The organism is Actinokineospora spheciospongiae, from assembly GCF_003182415.1.
Lineage (GTDB): Bacteria > Actinomycetota > Actinomycetes > Mycobacteriales > Pseudonocardiaceae > Actinokineospora > Actinokineospora spheciospongiae.
On the sequence record NZ_QHCP01000003.1, the window covers coordinates 110,636 to 128,550 of the forward strand.

Sequence of the window (17,915 nt, forward strand, 5' to 3'; positions counted from 1 at the left end):
CAAGCCGGGGGTTCACCGTGTTCGTGTCGCACATGCGGACATGCGCATGGTCAAGTGCGTAGGCTGGCCCCGTGATTTGTCCGAAGTGTCAGAACGTGATGCACACGGTCGAGCGGCGGGGCGTGCACATCGAGCAGTGCACCGGTTGCCGGGGGATCTTCCTCGACCACGGGGAGCTGGAGCAGATGGCGGTGGCCGAGCAGCGCCACTACGCCGCTCCGCCGGCTTCGTACCAGCCGGGTGCGCCCGCGGGCCCGTACCCGCCCGCCGGGCCGTACCCACCCGCTGGGGGCCACTACCCGGCGCAGCCGCACCAGCCGCACTACCGGGATTCGCCCCCGGGGTACCGGGACTCGCCCCCCGGCTACGGGCACGGCGGCTACCGCGACTCGCCTCCCGGGTACGGGCACGGCGGATACGGGCACAAGAAGCGCCGCAAGAGCTTCCTCGAGGACCTCTTCGACTGAGTTCCGCCGTGAACCCGATGATCTGCGCGGCCTGCGGCGAGTGGGCCGACGCACCCCGGGTGGACGGGAGCGGGGACGCCGCGTTCCTCGTGTGTGACCGGTGCGGGCACCGGGAGCCGTTCCGCAGGCTCCCGGTGTTCGCCCTGACCGGTCCCAGCGGTACCGGCAAGTCCACCGTGTGCCGCCGCCTGGGTCCGCTGCTCGGCGACCGGGCCGTGGTGCTGGAGCAGGACGTCCTGTGGGTCGGCGCGCTGCGCGACCCGGAGGACGACTTCGGCGCGTTCCGCCGCACCTGGCTGCGCCTGCTGGCCATGCTCAACCAGTCCGGCCGCCCCGCCGTGCTCTGCGGCACGGTCGCGCCCCCGCAGTTCGAGCGCAGGCCGGAGCGCGCCCTGTTCGGCGACGTGCACTACCTCGCCCTGGTCGCCGAGGACGACGTCCTGCGCGCCCGGCTGTCCGCGCGCCCCGCCTGGCGGGAGTGGCACGACGAGCGGCGCGTCGCCGACATGCTCGCGTTCAACGCCTGGATCAAGGCGAACGCCGATTCGACCGACGCCCCGATGCGCCTGCTGGACACCTCCTCGGCCAAGGTCGACGAGACGACCGCCGCCGTGGCGAAGTGGGTACTCGACCTGCTGTGAGGCCGTGGGGGTCGCCTTGTGACCGGACGCACCGCCGGGTGCAAGCTCTCCGCTTGCAGTTGCTAGCACTCGGGCGTAGCGTTGTTCCCGTCACGAGGAGGAGATGCTTTCCGATGGGCGACACCGACGGCGAGGCCAGCGCGATCGACAAGGTCGCCGACCTGGGCCGCGACATCGGTGGCTACATCAAGCAGCAGCGCGACACCGCCAAGATCTCGTTGCGCCAGCTGTCGAAGCTCGCGGGCGTCTCCAACCCGTACCTGAGCCAGATCGAACGCGGCCTGCGCAAGCCGAGCGCCGAGATCCTGCAGCAGATCGCCAAGGGGCTGCGGATCTCCGCCGAGGCGCTGTACGTGCGGGCGGGAATCCTCGACCTCCCGGTCGGGGGTCCGGTGCCCGACGCCGTGCGCGCCGACACCGAGCTGACCGAGCGCCAGAAGCAGGTCCTGCTGGACGTCTACGAGAGCTTCCGGCGCGAGAACGAGAACACCCGATGGTCCACACCAGAGGAATCCGATGTGGACGGCAAGCGGACCGCGGATTCCACGAGTGAGGAGTGACGACATGACCACCACCGAGAAGCCCGCCACCGAGAAGACCACGCTGCCCGAGCCCGTCCGCACGCCGCTGCTGGCCGTGCTGGGCGCCGGTGACTACGCCGCCAAGGCCGTCGCCGAGGCGTTCGCCAGGGCCAAGGGCCGCGCGGAGAGCACCGTCGAAGACCTCCCCGGCGAGGTCGCGGGCCTGCGCGGCAAGCTGGACCCGGTCGAGCTGCGCAAGCTGGTCGACGCCTACGCCGCCGCCGCCGTCTCGCTCTACCAGAAGCTGGCCGAGCACGGCGAGGACGCGCTGGGCAAGCTGCGCGAGCAGCCCCAGGTCAAGCAGCTCGAGGACGCCCTCGCCCTGGCGCAGCTCAAGGCGGGCGACGTGGCGGGCGACGCCAGGGTGCTGACCGAGGACCTGCTGGCCAAGGTCACCCGCAAGACCCGCGCGGCGGGCGAGAAGGCCGCCAGCGTGACCGAGGACCTCACCGAGCGCACCGCCCTGGCCACCCAGGAGCTCGCCGAGGAGGTCGCCGAGGCCGTCGAGGACGCGGGCGCCGAGCTGGCGCACGAGGTGCGCACCACCTCCCGCAAGGCCGCCGACAAGGCCGACCCGGCCCGCAAGCCCGCGGCCACCGCCGCCAAGCCCGCGGCCACCGGCACCGCCAAGCCCGCGACCGCCAAGCCCGCCGCGAAGCCGACCACGGACAAGTAGCCCGCGGCGATCGCGATCACCCGCCCACGACCCCCGGACCGACCGCCCGGGGGTCGTGGCGTGTGGTGGACCTGCCCGGTTCGCACGTAGGGTGGTGCTGTGCCGGTTCTCGCCTACTGGATCTTGCGGGTCATCGACTGGGCCGCCGTGCCCGTCGGTGTCTTCGCCTTCATCCACGCCCTGTTGCAGCGACCGGATGCCTATTCCGCCGCCGACCGGCTCAGCAAACCCGCCTGGCTGGGGATCACCGCCGGGGCGGTGGGCGCGCTGCTGCTGTTCAGCTTCGCGAACTCGGGCTGGTTCTTCTGGACCGCGGGCCTGGTCGCGGCGCTGGTCTACATCGTCGACGTGCGGCCCAAGCTGATCGAGGTGCAGCGCGGCCAGCGCTGGTGATCCTGGCCCGCTCGTACGGCACCGGCGACCCGCGCACCCTGGTGGTCCCCGGGCTGGGGGCCACCGCCGGTGAGGCGCGCGTCCCGGCGTCGGGCCTGCCCGGCACCCGGACCGTGCTGACGCTGCCCTCGCACGCCGACAACACCGACGCCCCTCCCGGTTACTGGCACTACGCCACCCTCGCCCGCGACGTCGCCGCCGTGCTGGGCGGCACCCGGCAGGCCGTGGGGGTCTCGCTCGGCGCCGCCGCGCTGTGCGCGCTGGTCGCCGCCGACCCGACCGCCCTCGACCGGCTGGTCCTGCTCCTGCCCGGCGCGCTGTCGAAGCCGCGCCCGGCCCCCTCGGCGGCGCTGGTCCTGGCCATGGCCGACGCCGCGGACGCGGACGACCGCGCCGGGCTCCGCGCACTGGTCGCGCCGACCGTCCCGCCCGGCACCGGCTCCTACGTCGACGACCGCACCACCGCCCTCCTGCGGCTCGGCCCGGCCCTGCGCGCCGTCGCCACCGAGGTCCCGGTACCCGACCCGGCAGCCCTGGCCGATGTCCGGGCGCAGGTCCTGGTGGTCGCCGCCACCGGCGACCCGGTGCACCCGGCCGAGGTCGCCGAGGAGGCCGCCAACGCCTTCCCGCGCGCCGAGCTGGTCCGCTACGACTCGCCCGCCCCGCTGGTCACCCACCGCCGCGAACTGCGGGCACGCCTCAGCGGCTTCCTGGGCCGCCCGGACTAACCTCGGCGCGGTGACCTGGAGCATCGCCGGAAGCCTCACCGTCGTCCCCGCCCTCGACCGCCCGGACCTGCTCGCCGAGCCGGTGGCCAAGGCCCTCGCCGGGCTCGACGCCACCCGCGTCGGCGTCGCCGAGATCGACCCGGACCTGGCCGACACCGCCGAGTTCTGCGCCCACTACGGCTCCCCGCTCGCCGCGTCGGCGAACTGCGTGGTGATCCTGGGCAAGCGCGGGGACACCGAGACCATGGCCGCCTGCCTGGTGCTCGCCACCACCCGCGCCGACGTCAACGGCCTGGCCCGCAGGCACCTGGGCGTGCGCAAGGCGTCGTTCGCGCCGATGGACCGCGCGGTGGAGGGCAGCGGCATGGCCTACGGCGGCATCACCCCGATCGGCCTGCCCGCCGGGTGGCCGCTGCTGGTGGACGCGGCCGTTGCCACCGCCCCGGAGCTGGTGATCGGCAGCGGCGTGCGCGGCAGCAAGCTGCTGGTGCCCGGCGACCTGCTCGCCGGGTTGTCGTCGGCCGAGGTGGTCGAGGGGCTGGGCCGTCCGGTCGGGTGACGTCGGCGGGAACCTACCTTCGTCGGTTGCCCCGATATGCCGGTTTCCGGTCCCATTTCCCCTGACGGTCGGTGGAGCGGGCCCAGGGAGGCTGCGGAGATGACCATGCAGGTCGAGGGTGGGCCGGAGGCGGCGAGAGCCACCATCCGCGTGGGCGTCGTCGACGACGAGGCCATGGCCAGGGCGTTCGTCACCAAGATCCTCGGCGCCGCGCCCGACGTCACCGTGGTCGCCGAGGGCGCCGACGGCACCGAGGCGCTGGAGCTGGTCCGCACCAGCTCCCTGGACGTGCTGCTGCTGGACCTGCGGATGCCGAAGATGGACGGCCTGGACACCCTGCGCGAGCTGCGCCGGGTGCCGGGCGCCCCCGCCGTGGTCGTGCTTACCACCTTCCACGCCGACCAGGCCGTGGCCACGGCGTTGCAGCTCGGCGCCAAGGGCTTCCTGCTCAAGCACGTCGACCCGGCCGAGCTGGTGCGCGCGGTCCGCGTCGCCGCCCGCGGCGGGGCGGTGCTCGACCCGACCCTGACCCACGAGCTGATGGGCCACCTGGCCAGCCACCACCTCGACCGGATCGGCGCGGCCACCGAGGTCGCCCGCCTGTCGGCCCGCCTGCGCGACGTGCTGAAGCTGGTCGGCATGGGGCGCAGCAACGGCGAGATCGCCGAGGCGCTGCGGCTGTCGGACTCCACCGTCCGCGGCTACGTCTCGGAGATCCTGGCCGCCACCGGCTGCGCCAACCGGGTCACCGCCGCCGTCCTGGCCCAGCGGGCAGGCCTGCTCGACTGAGGTCCCCGAGCCCAACCGGAGAATGGCGTTATCCGAAAACCGGCGCACTGCCGAACCGGTAGCCTCACGACCCATGAACCAGGTCCAAGCGGTCACCTCGCGCAGCTTCGCCGCGCCCGTCGACGCGGTCCGCGCCGCCGTCGCCGACTACACCGGCACCCGTTCGAAGATCCTCCCCGCGAACTACAGCGAGTACGAGGTCCGCGAGGGCGGCACCGGCGCGGGCACGGTCGTGCACTGGAAGTTGCAGGCCACCAAGAAGCGCGTCCGCGACTGCCTGCTCGACGTGACCGAACCGCAGCCCGGCACCCTGGTCGAGGCCGACCGCAACTCCACGCTGGTCACCACCTGGACCGTCGACGGCTCCGCCGACGCGGCGTCGGTGCGCGTCGCCACCACCTGGGAGGGCGCCAACGGGATCGGCGGCTTCTTCGAGCGCACCTTCGCCCCCGCGGGCTTGCGCACCATCCACGACGAACTGCTCGCCAACCTGGCCAAGCACCTCGACGCCTGAGGCACGAGCACGGGAAGTGCCGTCAGGGGCGGGAAACCCGCTCCTGACGGCACCCGGTCAGACCCACTCCCGATCGGTCGGTTGTGGATGGTCGATGGTGATCCTGTTCTGCTCCCCCTTGGTCATGGGGAAGACGATGCCCCGTCGACGCCGCCCCGGGCAACCGATATATGCGTGAACCGCAACGGTTCGCGCGGCGGCTCCCGGTCAGAGGATGACGGTCTTGTTGCCGTGCAACAGGATTCGACTTTCCAGGTGCGCGCGCAGCCCGCGCGCCAGCACGACCTTCTCGATGTCGCGGCCCTTGCGCACCATGTCCACCACCGAGTCCCGGTGGTCGACCCGGATCACGTCCTGCTCCACGATCGGCCCGGCGTCCAGCTCGGCGGTCACGTAGTGGCAGGTGGCCCCGATCAGCTTCACCCCGCGCCGGTGCGCCTGGTGGTAGGGCCGGGCGCCGACGAACGACGGCAGGAAGCTGTGGTGGATGTTGAGCGCCTTGCCCGCCCAGTCCGCGCACAACTCCGGCGGCAGCACCTGCATGAACCGCGCCAGCACCACCGCGTCCGGCTTGGCGGCGTCCACGAGCTGGCGCAACTGCGCGAACGCCGCCTGCTTCCCCTCCGGCTCGCAGGCGGGGAAGGGCACGTGGTGGAACGGGATGCCGTGCGCGCGGGTGATCGCGGCCAGGTCGGTGTGGTTGCCCACGACCGCCCGCACGTCCACGTCCAGCTCGCCGCTCTGCACCCGGCCGAGCAGGTCGTAGAGGCAGTGCCCCTCCTTGGACACCAGGATGACCACCCGGCGGCGGTCCCCGGTGTCGGTCACCGACCAGTCCGACTGCGCGTGCAGCCCGCGCGCCACCGCCCCGAACCGCTCCCGCAGCTCGGCGACGTCGAAGGGCAGCGAGTCCGCCCGCACCTCCTGGCGGGTGAAGAACCAGTTGGTCTCGGGGTCGGTGTGGTAGGCGGCCTCGACGATCCACCCGCCTGCCTCGGCGAGGAATCCGGCGATGGCGGCGACGATGCCGGTCCGGTCTGGGCAGGCCAGGCGGATGACGTAGCGGCGTTCGGTTGTGGGCACGCCCCGATTGTGGCAGCCACCGTCCACAAGCGCGCCCCGCTCGCGGTGTTGTCAGCGCCCCCCGAGGTCGGCCATCAGCGAGCGGTCACCGCCGCGCCCGCGCTCCTGTTGGGAACCCCCAGCCTCTGATCGGGTGAATCGGCGGCTCGATCGGCCCGGACAACCGTTGTGGCGCAGTGGTTCCTCCTATTCTGGTCGTGTTCCGCATGGTGCAACTCCGATTCGACGCCGGGTGTCTGCCGATGACCGCCCCGCCGGATGCGTCCCACACTGTAAAATCCCGGCAACGGCGCACGTGTGTCCTTGCGGGGGTGGAAAGGAAGACGTGTCCGGTCAGAGGAAGAACCCACAGGCGCGCGACCGCACCATCGGCGCCCAGCTCAAGGCTGTCCGCCTGGAGCAGACCCCGCTGAACCTGGAGGCCGCCGCCCGAGCCATCGGCTGGTCGACGGCGACCCTGAGCCGCACCGAGAACGGCAAGCGGCACATCACCAGCGAGGACGTCGCCATGGTCCTGGCCGTCTACGGCGTGCCCATGACCCAGCGCGGGGAGCTGATCGAAAGCGCCCGAGCGGGCGTGCAGGCAGGCTGGTGGTCCCGCCCCCTGCCCGGCGTGTTCCCGGACGTGGGCACCCTGGCCAGTTACGAGGCTTCGGCCAGGGCGATCACGAACTGGTCGCTCAACTTCATCCCCGGGCTGCTGCAAACCGAGCGGTACGCCACGGATCTGATGATCGAGGATGGCGTCGACCCCCGCGACGCCGAGATGCGCTGGCTCGCCCGCTTGCGGCGGCAGGCGGTGTTGCCCACCGTCGACTACGTGGCCTTTCTCCACGAAGCCGCGTTGTACATGCCGTTCGGCGGCGTCGATGCGCTTCGGGAGCAGTTGGGCCACCTGGTCCAAGCCTCCACCCGAGGCCACGCTGTCCGCATCGTGCGCGGACGGGTGCCGCACCGATTGCTGCTGCACCCGTGGCTGCTGATGCACTTCCCGGACGCACCCCCGGTGCTGAATGTCGAGCTGCACGGCAGCAGTGTCTACCTGCACGACGATGAGGTGGACAGCTACGAGAACATGCGCTCCGCGCTCGATCGTCTGGCCCTGTCGACTGCGGAAAGCCGCAGTATGATCGAACAACTACGAGAAAGGGTGTGATCATGGAGTGGCGCAAGTCATCCCGTTCCGGCAGCACCGGTGACTGTGTCGAGCTGCGGCAGGACCTCGCAGCCGTGCGGGACAGCAAGCGCCCCGGCGTCACCCTCCCCGTGACCCGGTCCGCCGTCCGCGAACTGATCACCCGCCTCGCCCGCTGACCCCCAGCGAATCCGGGGGTGGGTCACCACGGCGACCCACCCCCGGATTCGAGCACAGGTGTCGTCAGGGCAGTTCCGGTTCCACCAGCTTGGCGGCGTCCAGCACTTGGGGGCAGATGGAGCCGGGCGGCCCCCCTCCTCCAGAGCCCAGTACGTCCACTCGTGAGGTCGCGGTCACCTCAAGAGCTACCGCACATGCGTTGCTGGTTGCACTTCCGTACCCCTGGATAGCTCGGTGTGAGCCTATCGTCAGTGATTTTTTCTCGTTGATGAAGTTCACTTTGTCGATGCCGAGTTTGGGGTAAATGGCCACCGTCAAAGCGTAGCTTTCCGCTGCTGTTTCTTTGGCGACCGTGAATTGGCAGAGTTTTGCGATTCTGGTTTCATCGGGTTCTGGTGGCCCTGTTACGCCGAGTGCGGTCTTGGCGGCTGGGGTGAGCAGGTCGCACGGATCGAGGGTGTCCAACCCCCCGTCAGAGGTCGATGGTGGTTGTGAGGATGCTGTGGATGGTGGCGTGGTCGTGTGATCGGACCCATTGGGTTCTGCCGCTACGGCGATGGGGTGGCCTGGTGTCTGTGTGGAGCACGCCGTGGTTGTGGCGAGAGCGAATGCGACGAGGATCGCCCGGGTGCGGGTGAGCTTCACGGTGGGTCACTCCTCTTGCGTGAGTCGCCCGGCCGAGTCCTCGTCGGCGTGGCGGTAGTTTGTCATCGCCATTTTAATGGCGGACTCGGCCTTGCCGAGCGTGTCGCGGAGGGCGGCGAGTTGAGTCAGGAAACCCTGGTGGTCGGTGGCCACTTGGTGAACATACGGCTTCATCACTGTGGCGGCGTTGCTGCCACCAAGCTGAGGCTCCTGATCCAGGACAAGGCGCAGGTTGTCTTGCTTGTCCAGTCAGTCGACCATCTTGCGGATGGCGGCCAGTAGGGCGTCGCCGCCGTGTTGGTTGACGGCGAACTGGCCTGCCGCTGCCGCGCCCACGAGTGCGTTCATGGACGCGCCGATTTGCTCCAGTGACGCGTTGTTGCCTTCATCGATGTACACCGTGCCCCCCTGTAGTGACGATGCGTTGACCGCTGGTCACTCTACGAGCCGTAGGGGTGGTGTGTCTCAGGTTCGAAACAACCTCGGCGACCAGCGAGCCGCTAGTCCAGGTTCGCGTCCGCGTAGACGACCATCGCCGAGCGCAGGTACTCCGCCAGGCGCGGGTCGGTCTTGTCGAACTTGACCCGGAACCTCGGGTCCTCCGCGTACACGTCGGCCAAGCCCTTGTACGCCTCCCGGTTCGGCACCCAGTGGCCCTGGAGCCACCGGTGGTGCCCGGCGATCGTCTCCTGCACCGCCGGGTCGTCCGGCGCGCGGTCCGCGTCGATGTGCTCGACCAGCGTCCGCAGGGCGGCCACCCAGGCCTGGCCCTGTTCGCGCATCCAGTCCTGGCCCTTGCCCTGGACGGCCGCGTTCGCCGCGTCCACGTGCTCCGCGCCCCAGCGCTTCCGCGCTTCGGCCTGCAACGCCTCCTGCTTTTCCGGGTCGAAGCCCTCGAACCAGTGCGCCACGGATGTCGTTGTCATCTCAGCGTTCCTCTCCACCTCGGTGATCGTGCGGGAGACGGTTCGCGCGAGCCGGTCGAACCGGTCGCGTTCGGCCAGGAGTCGGTCGCGGTGTTGGCGCAGGGCCACCACCTGGTCCTTCTCGCGGTCGACGACCTCGGCGATCGCGTCCAGGCCGAGCCCCAGTTCGCGCAGGAGCAGGATTTCCTGCAACCGCAGCACCTGTTCCCGCTCGTAGTAGCGGTAGCCGTTGTGGCCCACGAACGCGGGCGGCAGCAGACCGATGTCGTCGTAGTGCCGCAGCGTTCGGGAGGTCACCTTCGCCATTCGCGCCACCTGTTGGATCGACCAGGCCACCGCGCTCATCTCCCCGTCATCTCGCTGACCCGGTCAACGGTAGAAGTTGACGCGGCGAGAAGGTCAAACCCCGTTTTCGGCGGGGGCCACCGCCGCCCAGTCCAGCGTGATCTCGCCCAGGCGCCAGCGCCTGCGGTCGTCGAGGACCGGCCAGCCCTCGGCGGCCAGCAGGCGCGCCGACTCCACCCAGCGGGCGCGCGGGCCGAACGGGGCGAACGCCGCCGCGGTGGCCCAGCAGGCGTCCAGGGCGGCGAGCAGGTCGTGCACCCGTTCGCCGGGCACGTTGCGGTGGATCAGCGCCTTCGGCAGGCGCTCGGCCAGGTCCGACGGCTTCTCGATGCCCGACGGCAGGCAGGACAGGGTGAGCGTCAGCGGCCCGTCCACCGTCAGCGCCACCCAGCAGCAGCGCCTGCCGATCTCGTCGCACGTGCCCTCGACCAGCAGGCCGCCGGGGGCCAGGCGGGCAAGCATGGTGTCCCACGCCGCCGTCGATTCGGCCTCGGTGTACTGGCGCAGGACGTTGAACGCGCGCAGCAGCACCGGGCGGGCGCCCGCGAGTTCGAAGCCGCCGCGGCGGAAGTCCAGCCGGGGCGGGTCGGCGGCGGGTGCGGCGGCGGCGACCCGTTCCGGGTCGATCTCCAGGCCCAGCACGCGCACGCCCGGCTGGACCGCGCGCAGCCGGGCGGCCAGTTCCACGGTCGTCACCGGGGTGGCGCCGTAGCCGAGGTCGACGACCAGCGGGTCCGGGGCGGCGGCCAGCCGGGTGCGGACCTCGGGGGAGCCGGTGAGCCAGCGGTCGACGCGGCGCAGCCGGTTCGGGTTCGTGGTGCCCCGGGTCGGTGCGCCCAGGGCTCGCGCCCGGCCCGCGGCCAGGCGGGGTGCGCGGGCCATCAGCCGCCGTGCTCGGCCAGCCAGGCCGCGGTGAACTCCGCCTCGGCGGCCAGCAGCCTGCCGACCTGCTCGGCGATCACCGACTCGACCTTGCCGCCGACGAACGGGATGCGCACCTTCACCTCGCCCGAGGTGGTCCACACGCTGCCCGAACCGTTGTCGACCAGCGCGAACCGGCCCTTGATGTCGCCGGGGACCCCGGACACGGCGGCGGTGGTGTCCCCGGCGAAACCGGTTCCGTCCGGGCGCCAGCCCTCGGTGCGCTCGACCACCAGGTCGCCCTTGATGACCGTGCGGGCCACCGACGGCAGCCGGGCCGCGTCGACGCCCTGGCGCAGCCGGAACACCACCTCGGCGCCGCGCTCGGTGTAGTCGATCAGCCGCGCGTCCTTGCCGCCGAGCACCCGCAGGCGCTCGGCGAGGAAGTCGCGGTCGACGAACGCCGCGTGCACCGCCTTCGCGGGCACGGGGAACGCGGCACGGTGCTCGATGCGGCTCGCCATGGGCTGGAGGTTACCGTTGGCGCCCGTGACGAGCCTCCCCGTCGGTCAGCCGACCCACCCCCGCGTCCCGCTCAGCGGCTACACCACGCTGCGCCTGGGTGGACCGGCGGCGGCGTTCGTGACCGCCACCACCGCCGCCGAGGCGGTCGACGCGGTCCGCGGCGCCGACGCCGCGGGCACCCCGCTGCTGGTCCTCGGCGGCGGTTCCAACCTGGTCATCGGCGACCCGGGCTTCGACGGCACTGTCGTGCACGTCGCCCACCGCGGCACCAAGATCGACACGGCGGGTCCCGGCCGGGTCCGGCTCACCGTGGAGGCGGGCGAGGACTGGGACCACGTGGTCGCGGGCGCCGTCGAGGCGGGCCTCGGCGGCCTGGAATGCCTCTCCGGCATCCCCGGCCTGGTCGGGGCCACCCCGGTGCAGAACGTCGGGGCGTACGGGGTGGAGATCAGCCAGGTCCTCACCTGCGTCGACCTGCTCGACCGCGCCACCGGCGAGGTCCGCACCCTGGCGGTGGAGGAACTGGGCCTGGGCTACCGCACCAGCGTCCTCAAGGGCACCGACCGCGCCGTCGTCCTCCGCGCCACCTTCACCCTCAGCGACGACGGCCTGTCCATGCCGATCCGCTACACCGAGCTGGCCCGCGCCCTCGGCGTCCGCCAGGACGAGCGGGTGCCGGTCGCCGCCGCCCGCGAGGCGGTCCTGGGCCTGCGCCGGGGCAAGGGCATGGTCCTCGACCCCACCGACCACGACACCTGGAGCGCGGGCTCCTTCTTCACCAACCCGATCGTCCCGGACGCCGACGCCGACGAGGTCCTGGCCCGCATCACCGCCCGGGTCGGCCCGGACGTGCCGGTCCCGCGCTACCCGGCCAACCCGGGCGCCTCCAAGCTGTCCGCCGCCTGGCTGATCGAGCGCGCGGGCTTCACCAAGGGCTACAGCCGACCCCCGGGCCGGGCGGCGCTGTCCGGCAAGCACACCCTCGCCCTCACCAACCGCGGCGGCGCCACCACCGCCGACCTCCTCACCCTCGCCGGAACCATCCGCGACGGCGTCCACAGCACCTTCGGCGTCACCCTGCACCCGGAACCGGTCCTGGTGAACTGCTCCCTCGCCGACCACCCCGAGTAGGTCCCGCGCCGTGCGCCTCGACCTGGCCCGCATCCGCGACGCCGTGTCCGCGATCGACCCGGCGTTCCTGCGCAGCCCGCAGTTCCGGTCGTGGCCGCTCGACACCGCCCTCGGGTGCTCGGTGACGTTGAAGGTGGAAACCCTCAACCCGGTGCGCAGCTTCAAGGGCCGCGGAACCGAACTGGTCGTCTCGCGGCTGCTGTCCGAGCGCCGGTACCCCTCGGTCGTGTGCGCCAGCGCGGGCAACCTGGGCCAGGCCCTCGCCTACAGCGGCGCGCGGCGCGGCGTGCCCGTCGCCGTCTTCGCCGCCGCGAACGCCAACCCCGTCAAGGTCGAGCGCATGCGCTCCCTGGGTGCGGCGGTGCACCTGGAGGGGGACGACATCGAACGGCCCAGGGCCCTCGCCCGCGAGTACGCCCGGACCGAGGGGGCGTTCCTGGTCGAGGACAGCCTCGACGTCGACACCTGTGAGGGCGCGGCGACGATCGCCCTGGAACTCCTCGCAGGCCCCGCGCGCCCCGACGTGCTGGTCATCGCCCTCGGCGGCGGCGCCCTGGCCAGCGGCGTCGGCTACGTGACCAGGCAGTTGTCCCCGGACACCCGGGTCATCGCGGTGCAACCGGCAGGCGCCCCCGCCATGGCGCTGTCCTGGCGGGCGCGGGCGGTGGTCAACACCGACGCCGTCGACACGATCGCCGACGGCGTCGCGGGCAGGCACCCCATCCCCGAGGTCCTCGACGACCTCCTGGAAGTCCTCGACGACGTCACCCTGGTCGACGAAGACCTCATCAAGCGCGGCATGCGCCTCCTGCTGGAGTGCGCCGGGCTCGTCGTCGAACCGTCGGCCGCCCTCGGGGTGGCGGCCGTCCTCGGGGAGCCGGAGCGGTTCGCCGGGCTGGACGTGGCCACGGTCGTGTGCGGCAGCAACGTCGCCCCCGCCGACTTCCGCACCTGGACGGCGCCACCCGGCGCCCGCTCGGAGCGGGTCAGCTCGGTTCGCGGTGCGCCCGGGTCGCCGACGCCTGGGCGCGGGGCTTGAGCACGATCTGGTCCAGGTTGACGTGCGCCGGGCGGGTCACCGCGAAGGCGATCACCTCGGCCACGTCGTCCGCCGTCAGCGGCTCGATGCCCTGGTAGACCGCCGCGGCCCGGTCCGCGTCGCCGTCGAAGCGGGTCAGGGAGAAGTCGGTCTCGACCATGCCGGGGAGGATTTCGGTGAAGCGGACAGGCCTGCCCAGGAGTTCGCCGCGCAGCGTGCGGTGCAGGGCCGACTGGGCGTGCTTGGCCGCCGTGTAGCCCGCGCCGCCGTCGTAGACCTCCACCGCGGCGATGGAGGTCACGGTGACCACGTGGCCGTCGCCGGAGGCGACCAGGGGCGGCAGGAGGGCCTTGGTCATCCGGAGGGTGCCCAGCACGTTGGTCTCGTACATCCAGCGCCACTGCTCGACGTCCGCCGCGTCGACGCGGTCGAGGCCCAGGGCACCGCCCGCGTTGTTCACCAGCACGTCGACCCGGTCCAACTGTCCCGCGAAGGCGTCCACCGACTCCTGCGAGGTCACGTCCAACTCCAGCGCCCGGCCGCCGACCCGCTCCGCCACCGCTTCCAGCCGGTCCAGCCTGCGGGCGCCGAGCACCACGGCGAAGCCCGCCCCGGCCAGTGCCGCCGCGGTCGCGGCCCCGATCCCGGTGCTCGCCCCGGTCACCACTGCAACACGTTTCTCCACGTCACCGATAATCCTCTCGGGGGAATTTCGTTCCCTTCCGGGGGGTTGTGAGAACTGTCACCGGGGGTGCACCCCACCGCGCCCCCACCCCGGGCGTCTTTCCCCACGGGACACGATTTCGGACTTGGAGGTCACCGGTGAGAAGCACGGCAACGAAGACCAGGAACTCGACCCTGATCGGGGCGTTGTTCTCGGTTCTCGTCCTGCTCACCGCCTGCACCTCGGAGGGGTCGGGCACGCCCGGTTCCTCCGGTGGCGGGGCGGCGGGCACGACCGCCGAAACCCCACCGGTGGCGAAGCTGACCGCCCTCCCGGCCGCCGACGCCGCGGACGTCTCGCCCGCCGCGCCGGTGCGGGTCACCGTGGCGGACGGGAAGCTCGACGAGGTGGCGCTGACCAACGCCGAGGGCAAGGCCGTCAAGGGCGAGCTGTCCGCCGACAAGCTGACCTGGACCTCCGCGGAGACCCTGGGCTACGCCAAGAAGTACACCTACGACGCGTCGGCGACCGGCAGCGACGGCAAGCAGGTGGAGCTGAAGGGCTCCTTCACCACGCTCAAGCCCGCGAAGACGCCGCGCGCCACCGTCAACCCGGCCGACAACGCCAACGTCGGCGTGGCGATGCCGATCAGCGTGAAGTTCCCCGAGGGCAAGGTCACCGACAAGGCCACCGTGGAGAAGGCGCTCACCGTCACCACCTCGGTCCCGGTCGAGGGCTCCTGGGCGTGGCTCAACGACCAGCAGGTCGACTGGCGGCCGAAGGAGTACTGGCCCGCGGGCACCAAGGTCTCCGTCAGCGCCAAGCTCTACGGGCTGGCCTACGGCGGCGGCGCCTACGGCAAGGCCGACCTGACCAGCGACTTCACCATCGGCCGCAACCAGGTCACCAAGGTCCACACGCCCGACCACAAGCTGAACGTGTACCGCGACGGCGCGCTGGTCGCCAGCTACCCGGCCAGCAACGGCAAGGACTCCGACCCGAACCTGAACACGCCCAACGGCACCATGATCGTCATGCAGAAGGACCCGGTCGGCGACTTCTCCAACCCGCAGTACGGCTACACCAACGTGATGAAGAAGTGGGCCGTGCGGTTCTCCAACCACGGCGAGTTCATCCACGAGAACAACGACAACGCCGCCAACATCGGCAAGGCCAACACCTCGCACGGCTGCGTCAACCTGCTGGAGGCCGACGCCAAGGCCTACTTCGACAGCGCGCTGGTGGGCGACCCGGTCGAGGTCACCGGCTCCCAGGCGAACATGCCCACCACCTCCGACGTCTACGACTGGCTGATCCCGTGGGCGCAGTGGCAGAGCATGTCCGCCCTCCGGTGACCCGCACCACCGGCGAGCTGTCGCTGCTGGAGCGCGGCGAGCCGGGCAGGCCCGCGATCGTGCTCCTGCACGGCTGGGCGCAGACCGGGGAGGTGTGGTCGGACGCGGTCGACGCGCTCGCCGACGAGTTCCACCTACTGGTGCCCGACCTGCGCGGGCACGGCCGCTCCGGTGGCGTCGACGGGCCGTTCGACGACGGCCGGGTGTGGGCGGACGACCTCGCCGCGGTGATCGCCCTCACCCGTGGCCCGGTGACCCTGGTCGGCTGGTCCTACGGCGGTCTGGTGATCACCGACTACCTGCGCCACCACGGTTGCGCGGCCCTGCGCGGGATCGTGCTGGTGGGCGCGCTGACCGAGATCGGCCGCGGCAACCCCGGCGGGGCGGTCGGCCCGGCCATGCGCGCCGCCCTGCCGGACGTGCTCAGCCCGGACGACGCGGTCGCCGAGCCCGCCGCCCGGGCGCTCGTCGCGGCCATGACCGCCGAGCCCGCCGCCCCGGGGGTCGTGGAGCGCGGGGTGGCCACCACGCTGCGCACCCCCGCCCACGTCCGGCGCGGCCTGTTCACCCGATCGGTGAGCAGTGGGGACGTCCTCGCGGGCATCACCGTGCCGACGCTGGTGCTGCACGGCGACCAGGACGCCGTGGTCGCCCCGGCCGCGGCCGAGTACGCGCTCGGGAAGATTCCGGGGGCCTCCGCGCGTTGGTTCACCCGGGTGGGGCACATGCCCTTCGCCGAGCGGGCCGCCGAGTTCACCCACGCCGTTCGCTCGCACGCGGGAGGTCGGAAGGAGTGAACGGCGTGACGCAGCTTCACCGGCCGCGCAGGGTGGCGGTGTTGTCGGTCCACACGTCCCCGCTCGAACAGCCCGGCACGGGCGACGCGGGCGGCCTCAACGTGTACGTGAGCGAGACGACCCGGCGGCTGGCCCGGCACGGCATCGCCGTCGAGGTCTTCACCCGGGCCACGTCCTCGGACCTGCCGCCGGTGGTGGAGCTGGCCCCCGGGGTCCTGGTCCGGCACGTCACCGCGGGCCCGTACGAGCCGCTGGAGCGGGCCGAGCTGCCCAGCCAGCTCTGCGCGTTCACCGCGGGTGTGCTGCGCGCCGAGGCCCGCCAGGACCCGGGCCACTACGACCTCGTGCACTCGCACTACTGGCTGTCCGGGCAGGTCGGCTGGCTGGTCCGGGAGCGCTGGGGGGTGCCGCTGGTGCACACCGCGCACACCCTGGCCAAGGTCAAGAACGCCGCGCTCGCCGACGGCGACGCCCCCGAACCGCGGGTGCGGGTGATCGGCGAGCAGCAGGTGGTCGACGAGGCCGACCGGCTCATCGCCAACACCGACGTGGAGGCGGCCCAGCTCACCGGCCTCTACGCCGCCGACCCGGACAAGGTGCACACCATCGCCCCCGGGGTCGACCTCGACCGCTTCCGCCCGGCCGACCGGGCCGCCGACCGCGCCGCCCTGGGCATCGCGGCCGACGCGGTCGTGTTCGCCTTCGTCGGCCGGGTGCAGCCGCTCAAGGCCCCCGACGTGCTGCTGCGCGCCGCCGCCGAATTGCTCGCCCGCGGCGACCTCGCCAGGGACCGGTTGGTCGTGCTGGTCGCGGGTGGCCCGTCCGGCTCCGGCCTGGACCAGCCCGCCGCGCTGCGAGACCTGGCCGCCGCCCTGGGCATCACCGACGTGGTCCGGTTCCTGCCGCCGCAGTCCGGCGACGCGCTGGCCAGGGTGTACCGGGCGGCCGACGTGGTGGCGGTGCCCAGCCACAACGAGAGCTTCGGCCTGGTGGCCCTGGAGGCGCAGGCCTGCGGCACCCCCGTGGTGGCCGCCGCGGTCGGCGGGCTCCCGGTCGCGGTCGCCGACGGCCGCTCCGGCCTGCTCGTCGACGGCCACGCCACTCCCGACTGGGCCGACGCGCTGACCCGGCTGGCCACCGCCCCCCGGTTGCGGGCCGAACTGGCGGCGGGCGCGGTCCGCCACGCCCGCGCCTTCTCCTGGGACCGCACCACCGACGCGCTGCTGGCGGGCTACGCGGAAGCGGGGCGCGCGCTGCGGCGGTCGCTGCCGCGTGTTGAGGTTGCGGTGTGAGCACTCCACTCGATCAGGTCATCAAGGACGCACTCGACGAGCGCGAGCTCGCCTACGACAACCCGGAACCCGGCCGCTTCCTGGTCGTGCTGCCCGGCATCAAGAAGCAGCAGACCAACTGCTGGTTGAGCGTCGGCAAGCACGCGCTGGTGGTCGAGGCGTTCGTCTGCCGCCGCCCGGACGAGGCGTTCGAGGAGGTCTACCGGTTCCTGCTGCGCCGCAACGCCCGCCTCTACGGCGTGCACTACACCGTCGACAAGGCAGGTGACATCTACCTGCTCGGCCGGGTCGGGCTGAACTCGGTGACCGCCGACGAGCTGGACAAGCTGCTCGGGCAGGTCCTGGAGGCCGCCGACGGCGACTTCAACACCCTGCTGGAGATCGGCTTCGCCACCGCCATCCGCCGCGAGTGGGACTGGCGCACCTCCCGGGGCGAGTCGCTGGCCAACCTCAAGGCCTTCGAGCACCTGCTGGAGCCCGCGCAACGGTCGCGTGTCTCAGACGAGGCCGACTCGTGACCGGCTCCCCGGCAACGGGCTGACCCGGATGCCCCGTCCCACCGGTGATCGCACAGCTCACCTGAGGGGAC

General features: G+C 72.2%; 25 protein-coding genes. 17 read left to right on the forward strand and 8 right to left on the reverse strand.

Translation table 11 applies throughout. The annotated features are described in order from the left end of the window. Window positions 1–71 precede the first annotated feature (71 nt). The 9 genes from DFQ13_RS07930 to DFQ13_RS07970 all read left to right on the forward strand — a co-directional run bounded on the left by DFQ13_RS07930 (window position 72) and on the right by DFQ13_RS07970 (window position 5,348). A complete protein-coding gene (locus DFQ13_RS07930; protein ID WP_084176398.1) occupies window positions 72–467 on the forward strand; it encodes a TFIIB-type zinc ribbon-containing protein in 396 nt (131 codons plus the stop codon). A gap of 17 nt (window positions 468–484) precedes the next feature. Beyond that, complete coding sequence (locus tag DFQ13_RS07935) at window positions 485–1,108, forward strand: AAA family ATPase (protein ID WP_084176408.1); 624 nt, start codon at window positions 485–487, stop codon at window positions 1,106–1,108. Window positions 1,109–1,221: 113 nt separating this feature from the next. Next, the gene (locus DFQ13_RS07940) at window positions 1,222–1,668 is read left to right on the forward strand and encodes a helix-turn-helix domain-containing protein (RefSeq protein WP_052022027.1); all 447 of its coding nucleotides are present in this window, start codon (window positions 1,222–1,224) and stop codon (window positions 1,666–1,668) included. A gap of 4 nt (window positions 1,669–1,672) precedes the next feature. Beyond that, window positions 1,673–2,365 carry a hypothetical protein gene (locus DFQ13_RS07945; RefSeq protein ID WP_110079400.1) on the forward strand — a complete coding sequence of 231 codons (693 nt, stop codon included), beginning with the start codon at window positions 1,673–1,675 and terminating at the stop codon, window positions 2,363–2,365. 99 nt (window positions 2,366–2,464) lie between these two features. After that, the gene (locus DFQ13_RS07950) at window positions 2,465–2,758 is read left to right on the forward strand and encodes a DUF2516 family protein (protein WP_035289652.1); all 294 of its coding nucleotides are present in this window, start codon (window positions 2,465–2,467) and stop codon (window positions 2,756–2,758) included. Further along, a complete protein-coding gene (locus tag DFQ13_RS07955) occupies window positions 2,755–3,486 on the forward strand; it encodes an alpha/beta hydrolase (protein WP_233427904.1) in 732 nt (243 codons plus the stop codon). Before DFQ13_RS07950 ends, DFQ13_RS07955 begins: the two co-directional genes overlap by 4 nt. Before the next feature lie 10 nt (window positions 3,487–3,496). Continuing rightward, window positions 3,497–4,045 carry a YbaK/EbsC family protein gene (locus DFQ13_RS07960; RefSeq protein WP_110079401.1) on the forward strand — a complete coding sequence of 183 codons (549 nt, stop codon included), beginning with the start codon at window positions 3,497–3,499 and terminating at the stop codon, window positions 4,043–4,045. Between the two features lie 99 nt (window positions 4,046–4,144). Then, window positions 4,145–4,834 (forward strand): response regulator, encoded by a 690-nt coding sequence (locus DFQ13_RS07965; protein WP_063936046.1) that lies wholly within the window; start codon window positions 4,145–4,147, stop codon window positions 4,832–4,834. Window positions 4,835–4,907: 73 nt separating this feature from the next. Then, window positions 4,908–5,348 carry an SRPBCC family protein gene (locus DFQ13_RS07970; RefSeq protein WP_110079402.1) on the forward strand — a complete coding sequence of 147 codons (441 nt, stop codon included), beginning with the start codon at window positions 4,908–4,910 and terminating at the stop codon, window positions 5,346–5,348. Window positions 5,349–5,555: 207 nt separating this feature from the next. Here DFQ13_RS07970 and purU read toward each other — a convergent pair whose 3' ends face one another. Further along, window positions 5,556–6,431 carry a formyltetrahydrofolate deformylase gene (purU, locus tag DFQ13_RS07975; RefSeq protein ID WP_110079403.1) on the reverse strand — a complete coding sequence of 292 codons (876 nt, stop codon included), beginning with the start codon at window positions 6,429–6,431 and terminating at the stop codon, window positions 5,556–5,558. A gap of 325 nt (window positions 6,432–6,756) precedes the next feature. Between purU and DFQ13_RS07980 the strand changes: the two genes are divergently transcribed. After that, complete coding sequence (locus DFQ13_RS07980; RefSeq protein ID WP_181399892.1) at window positions 6,757–7,587, forward strand: helix-turn-helix domain-containing protein; 831 nt, start codon at window positions 6,757–6,759, stop codon at window positions 7,585–7,587. Between the two features lie 2 nt (window positions 7,588–7,589). After that, complete coding sequence (locus tag DFQ13_RS07985) at window positions 7,590–7,745, forward strand: DUF397 domain-containing protein (RefSeq protein ID WP_084176400.1); 156 nt, start codon at window positions 7,590–7,592, stop codon at window positions 7,743–7,745. A 64-nt stretch (window positions 7,746–7,809) separates the two neighbouring features. On the opposite strand, the gene DFQ13_RS07990 is transcribed toward DFQ13_RS07985, so the two are convergent. From DFQ13_RS07990 to DFQ13_RS08010, 6 genes are all read right to left on the reverse strand, one after another. Then, on the reverse strand, window positions 7,810–8,391 hold the full coding sequence (locus DFQ13_RS07990; RefSeq protein ID WP_110079405.1) for a DUF3558 domain-containing protein: 582 nt from the start codon (window positions 8,389–8,391) through the stop codon (window positions 7,810–7,812). A gap of 6 nt (window positions 8,392–8,397) precedes the next feature. After that, window positions 8,398–8,544, reverse strand: coding sequence for a hypothetical protein (locus tag DFQ13_RS34880; protein ID WP_233438321.1), 147 nt, complete (start codon window positions 8,542–8,544; stop codon window positions 8,398–8,400). A gap of 96 nt (window positions 8,545–8,640) precedes the next feature. Then, entirely contained in the window at window positions 8,641–8,790 is a 150-nt protein-coding gene (locus DFQ13_RS34885; protein WP_233438322.1) for a hypothetical protein, read from the reverse strand. Between the two features lie 101 nt (window positions 8,791–8,891). Continuing rightward, complete coding sequence (locus DFQ13_RS08000; RefSeq protein ID WP_110079406.1) at window positions 8,892–9,662, reverse strand: MerR family transcriptional regulator; 771 nt, start codon at window positions 9,660–9,662, stop codon at window positions 8,892–8,894. 54 nt (window positions 9,663–9,716) lie between these two features. After that, entirely contained in the window at window positions 9,717–10,544 is an 828-nt protein-coding gene (locus tag DFQ13_RS08005) for an SAM-dependent methyltransferase (RefSeq protein WP_110079407.1), read from the reverse strand. Continuing rightward, a complete protein-coding gene (locus DFQ13_RS08010; RefSeq protein WP_110079408.1) occupies window positions 10,544–11,047 on the reverse strand; it encodes a DUF2505 domain-containing protein in 504 nt (167 codons plus the stop codon). Before DFQ13_RS08010 ends, DFQ13_RS08005 begins: the two co-directional genes overlap by 1 nt. Before the next feature lie 25 nt (window positions 11,048–11,072). Here DFQ13_RS08010 and DFQ13_RS08015 point away from each other — a divergent pair, with 25 nt between their 5' ends. Both DFQ13_RS08015 and DFQ13_RS08020 read left to right on the forward strand, forming a co-directional pair. Beyond that, window positions 11,073–12,179 (forward strand): UDP-N-acetylmuramate dehydrogenase, encoded by a 1,107-nt coding sequence (locus DFQ13_RS08015; protein WP_035289672.1) that lies wholly within the window; start codon window positions 11,073–11,075, stop codon window positions 12,177–12,179. A 10-nt stretch (window positions 12,180–12,189) separates the two neighbouring features. Further along, on the forward strand, window positions 12,190–13,218 hold the full coding sequence (locus DFQ13_RS08020; protein ID WP_110079409.1) for a threonine ammonia-lyase: 1,029 nt from the start codon (window positions 12,190–12,192) through the stop codon (window positions 13,216–13,218). Here DFQ13_RS08020 and DFQ13_RS08025 read toward each other — a convergent pair. After that, window positions 13,166–13,903 (reverse strand): SDR family NAD(P)-dependent oxidoreductase, encoded by a 738-nt coding sequence (locus DFQ13_RS08025; RefSeq protein ID WP_035289675.1) that lies wholly within the window; start codon window positions 13,901–13,903, stop codon window positions 13,166–13,168. The genes DFQ13_RS08020 and DFQ13_RS08025 overlap by 53 nt on opposite strands. 173 nt (window positions 13,904–14,076) lie before the next feature. On the opposite strand from DFQ13_RS08025, the gene DFQ13_RS08030 reads away from it, so the two are divergent. From DFQ13_RS08030 to DFQ13_RS08045, 4 genes are read left to right on the forward strand one after another with little or no spacing between them, the layout of a single operon-like run. Beyond that, complete coding sequence (locus DFQ13_RS08030) at window positions 14,077–15,237, forward strand: L,D-transpeptidase (RefSeq protein ID WP_407643153.1); 1,161 nt, start codon at window positions 14,077–14,079, stop codon at window positions 15,235–15,237. Then, entirely contained in the window at window positions 15,234–16,034 is an 801-nt protein-coding gene (locus DFQ13_RS08035) for an alpha/beta fold hydrolase (protein ID WP_233438324.1), read from the forward strand. The genes DFQ13_RS08030 and DFQ13_RS08035 overlap by 4 nt, the downstream gene beginning before the upstream one ends. A 5-nt stretch (window positions 16,035–16,039) precedes the next feature. Then, window positions 16,040–17,326, forward strand: a complete 1,287-nt coding sequence (mshA, locus tag DFQ13_RS08040) for a D-inositol-3-phosphate glycosyltransferase (protein WP_233438325.1) — start codon at window positions 16,040–16,042, stop codon at window positions 17,324–17,326. Next, window positions 17,323–17,844 carry a type III secretion system chaperone family protein gene (locus DFQ13_RS08045; protein ID WP_035289684.1) on the forward strand — a complete coding sequence of 174 codons (522 nt, stop codon included), beginning with the start codon at window positions 17,323–17,325 and terminating at the stop codon, window positions 17,842–17,844. The genes mshA and DFQ13_RS08045 overlap by 4 nt, the downstream gene beginning before the upstream one ends. Window positions 17,845–17,915: the final 71 nt, after the last annotated feature.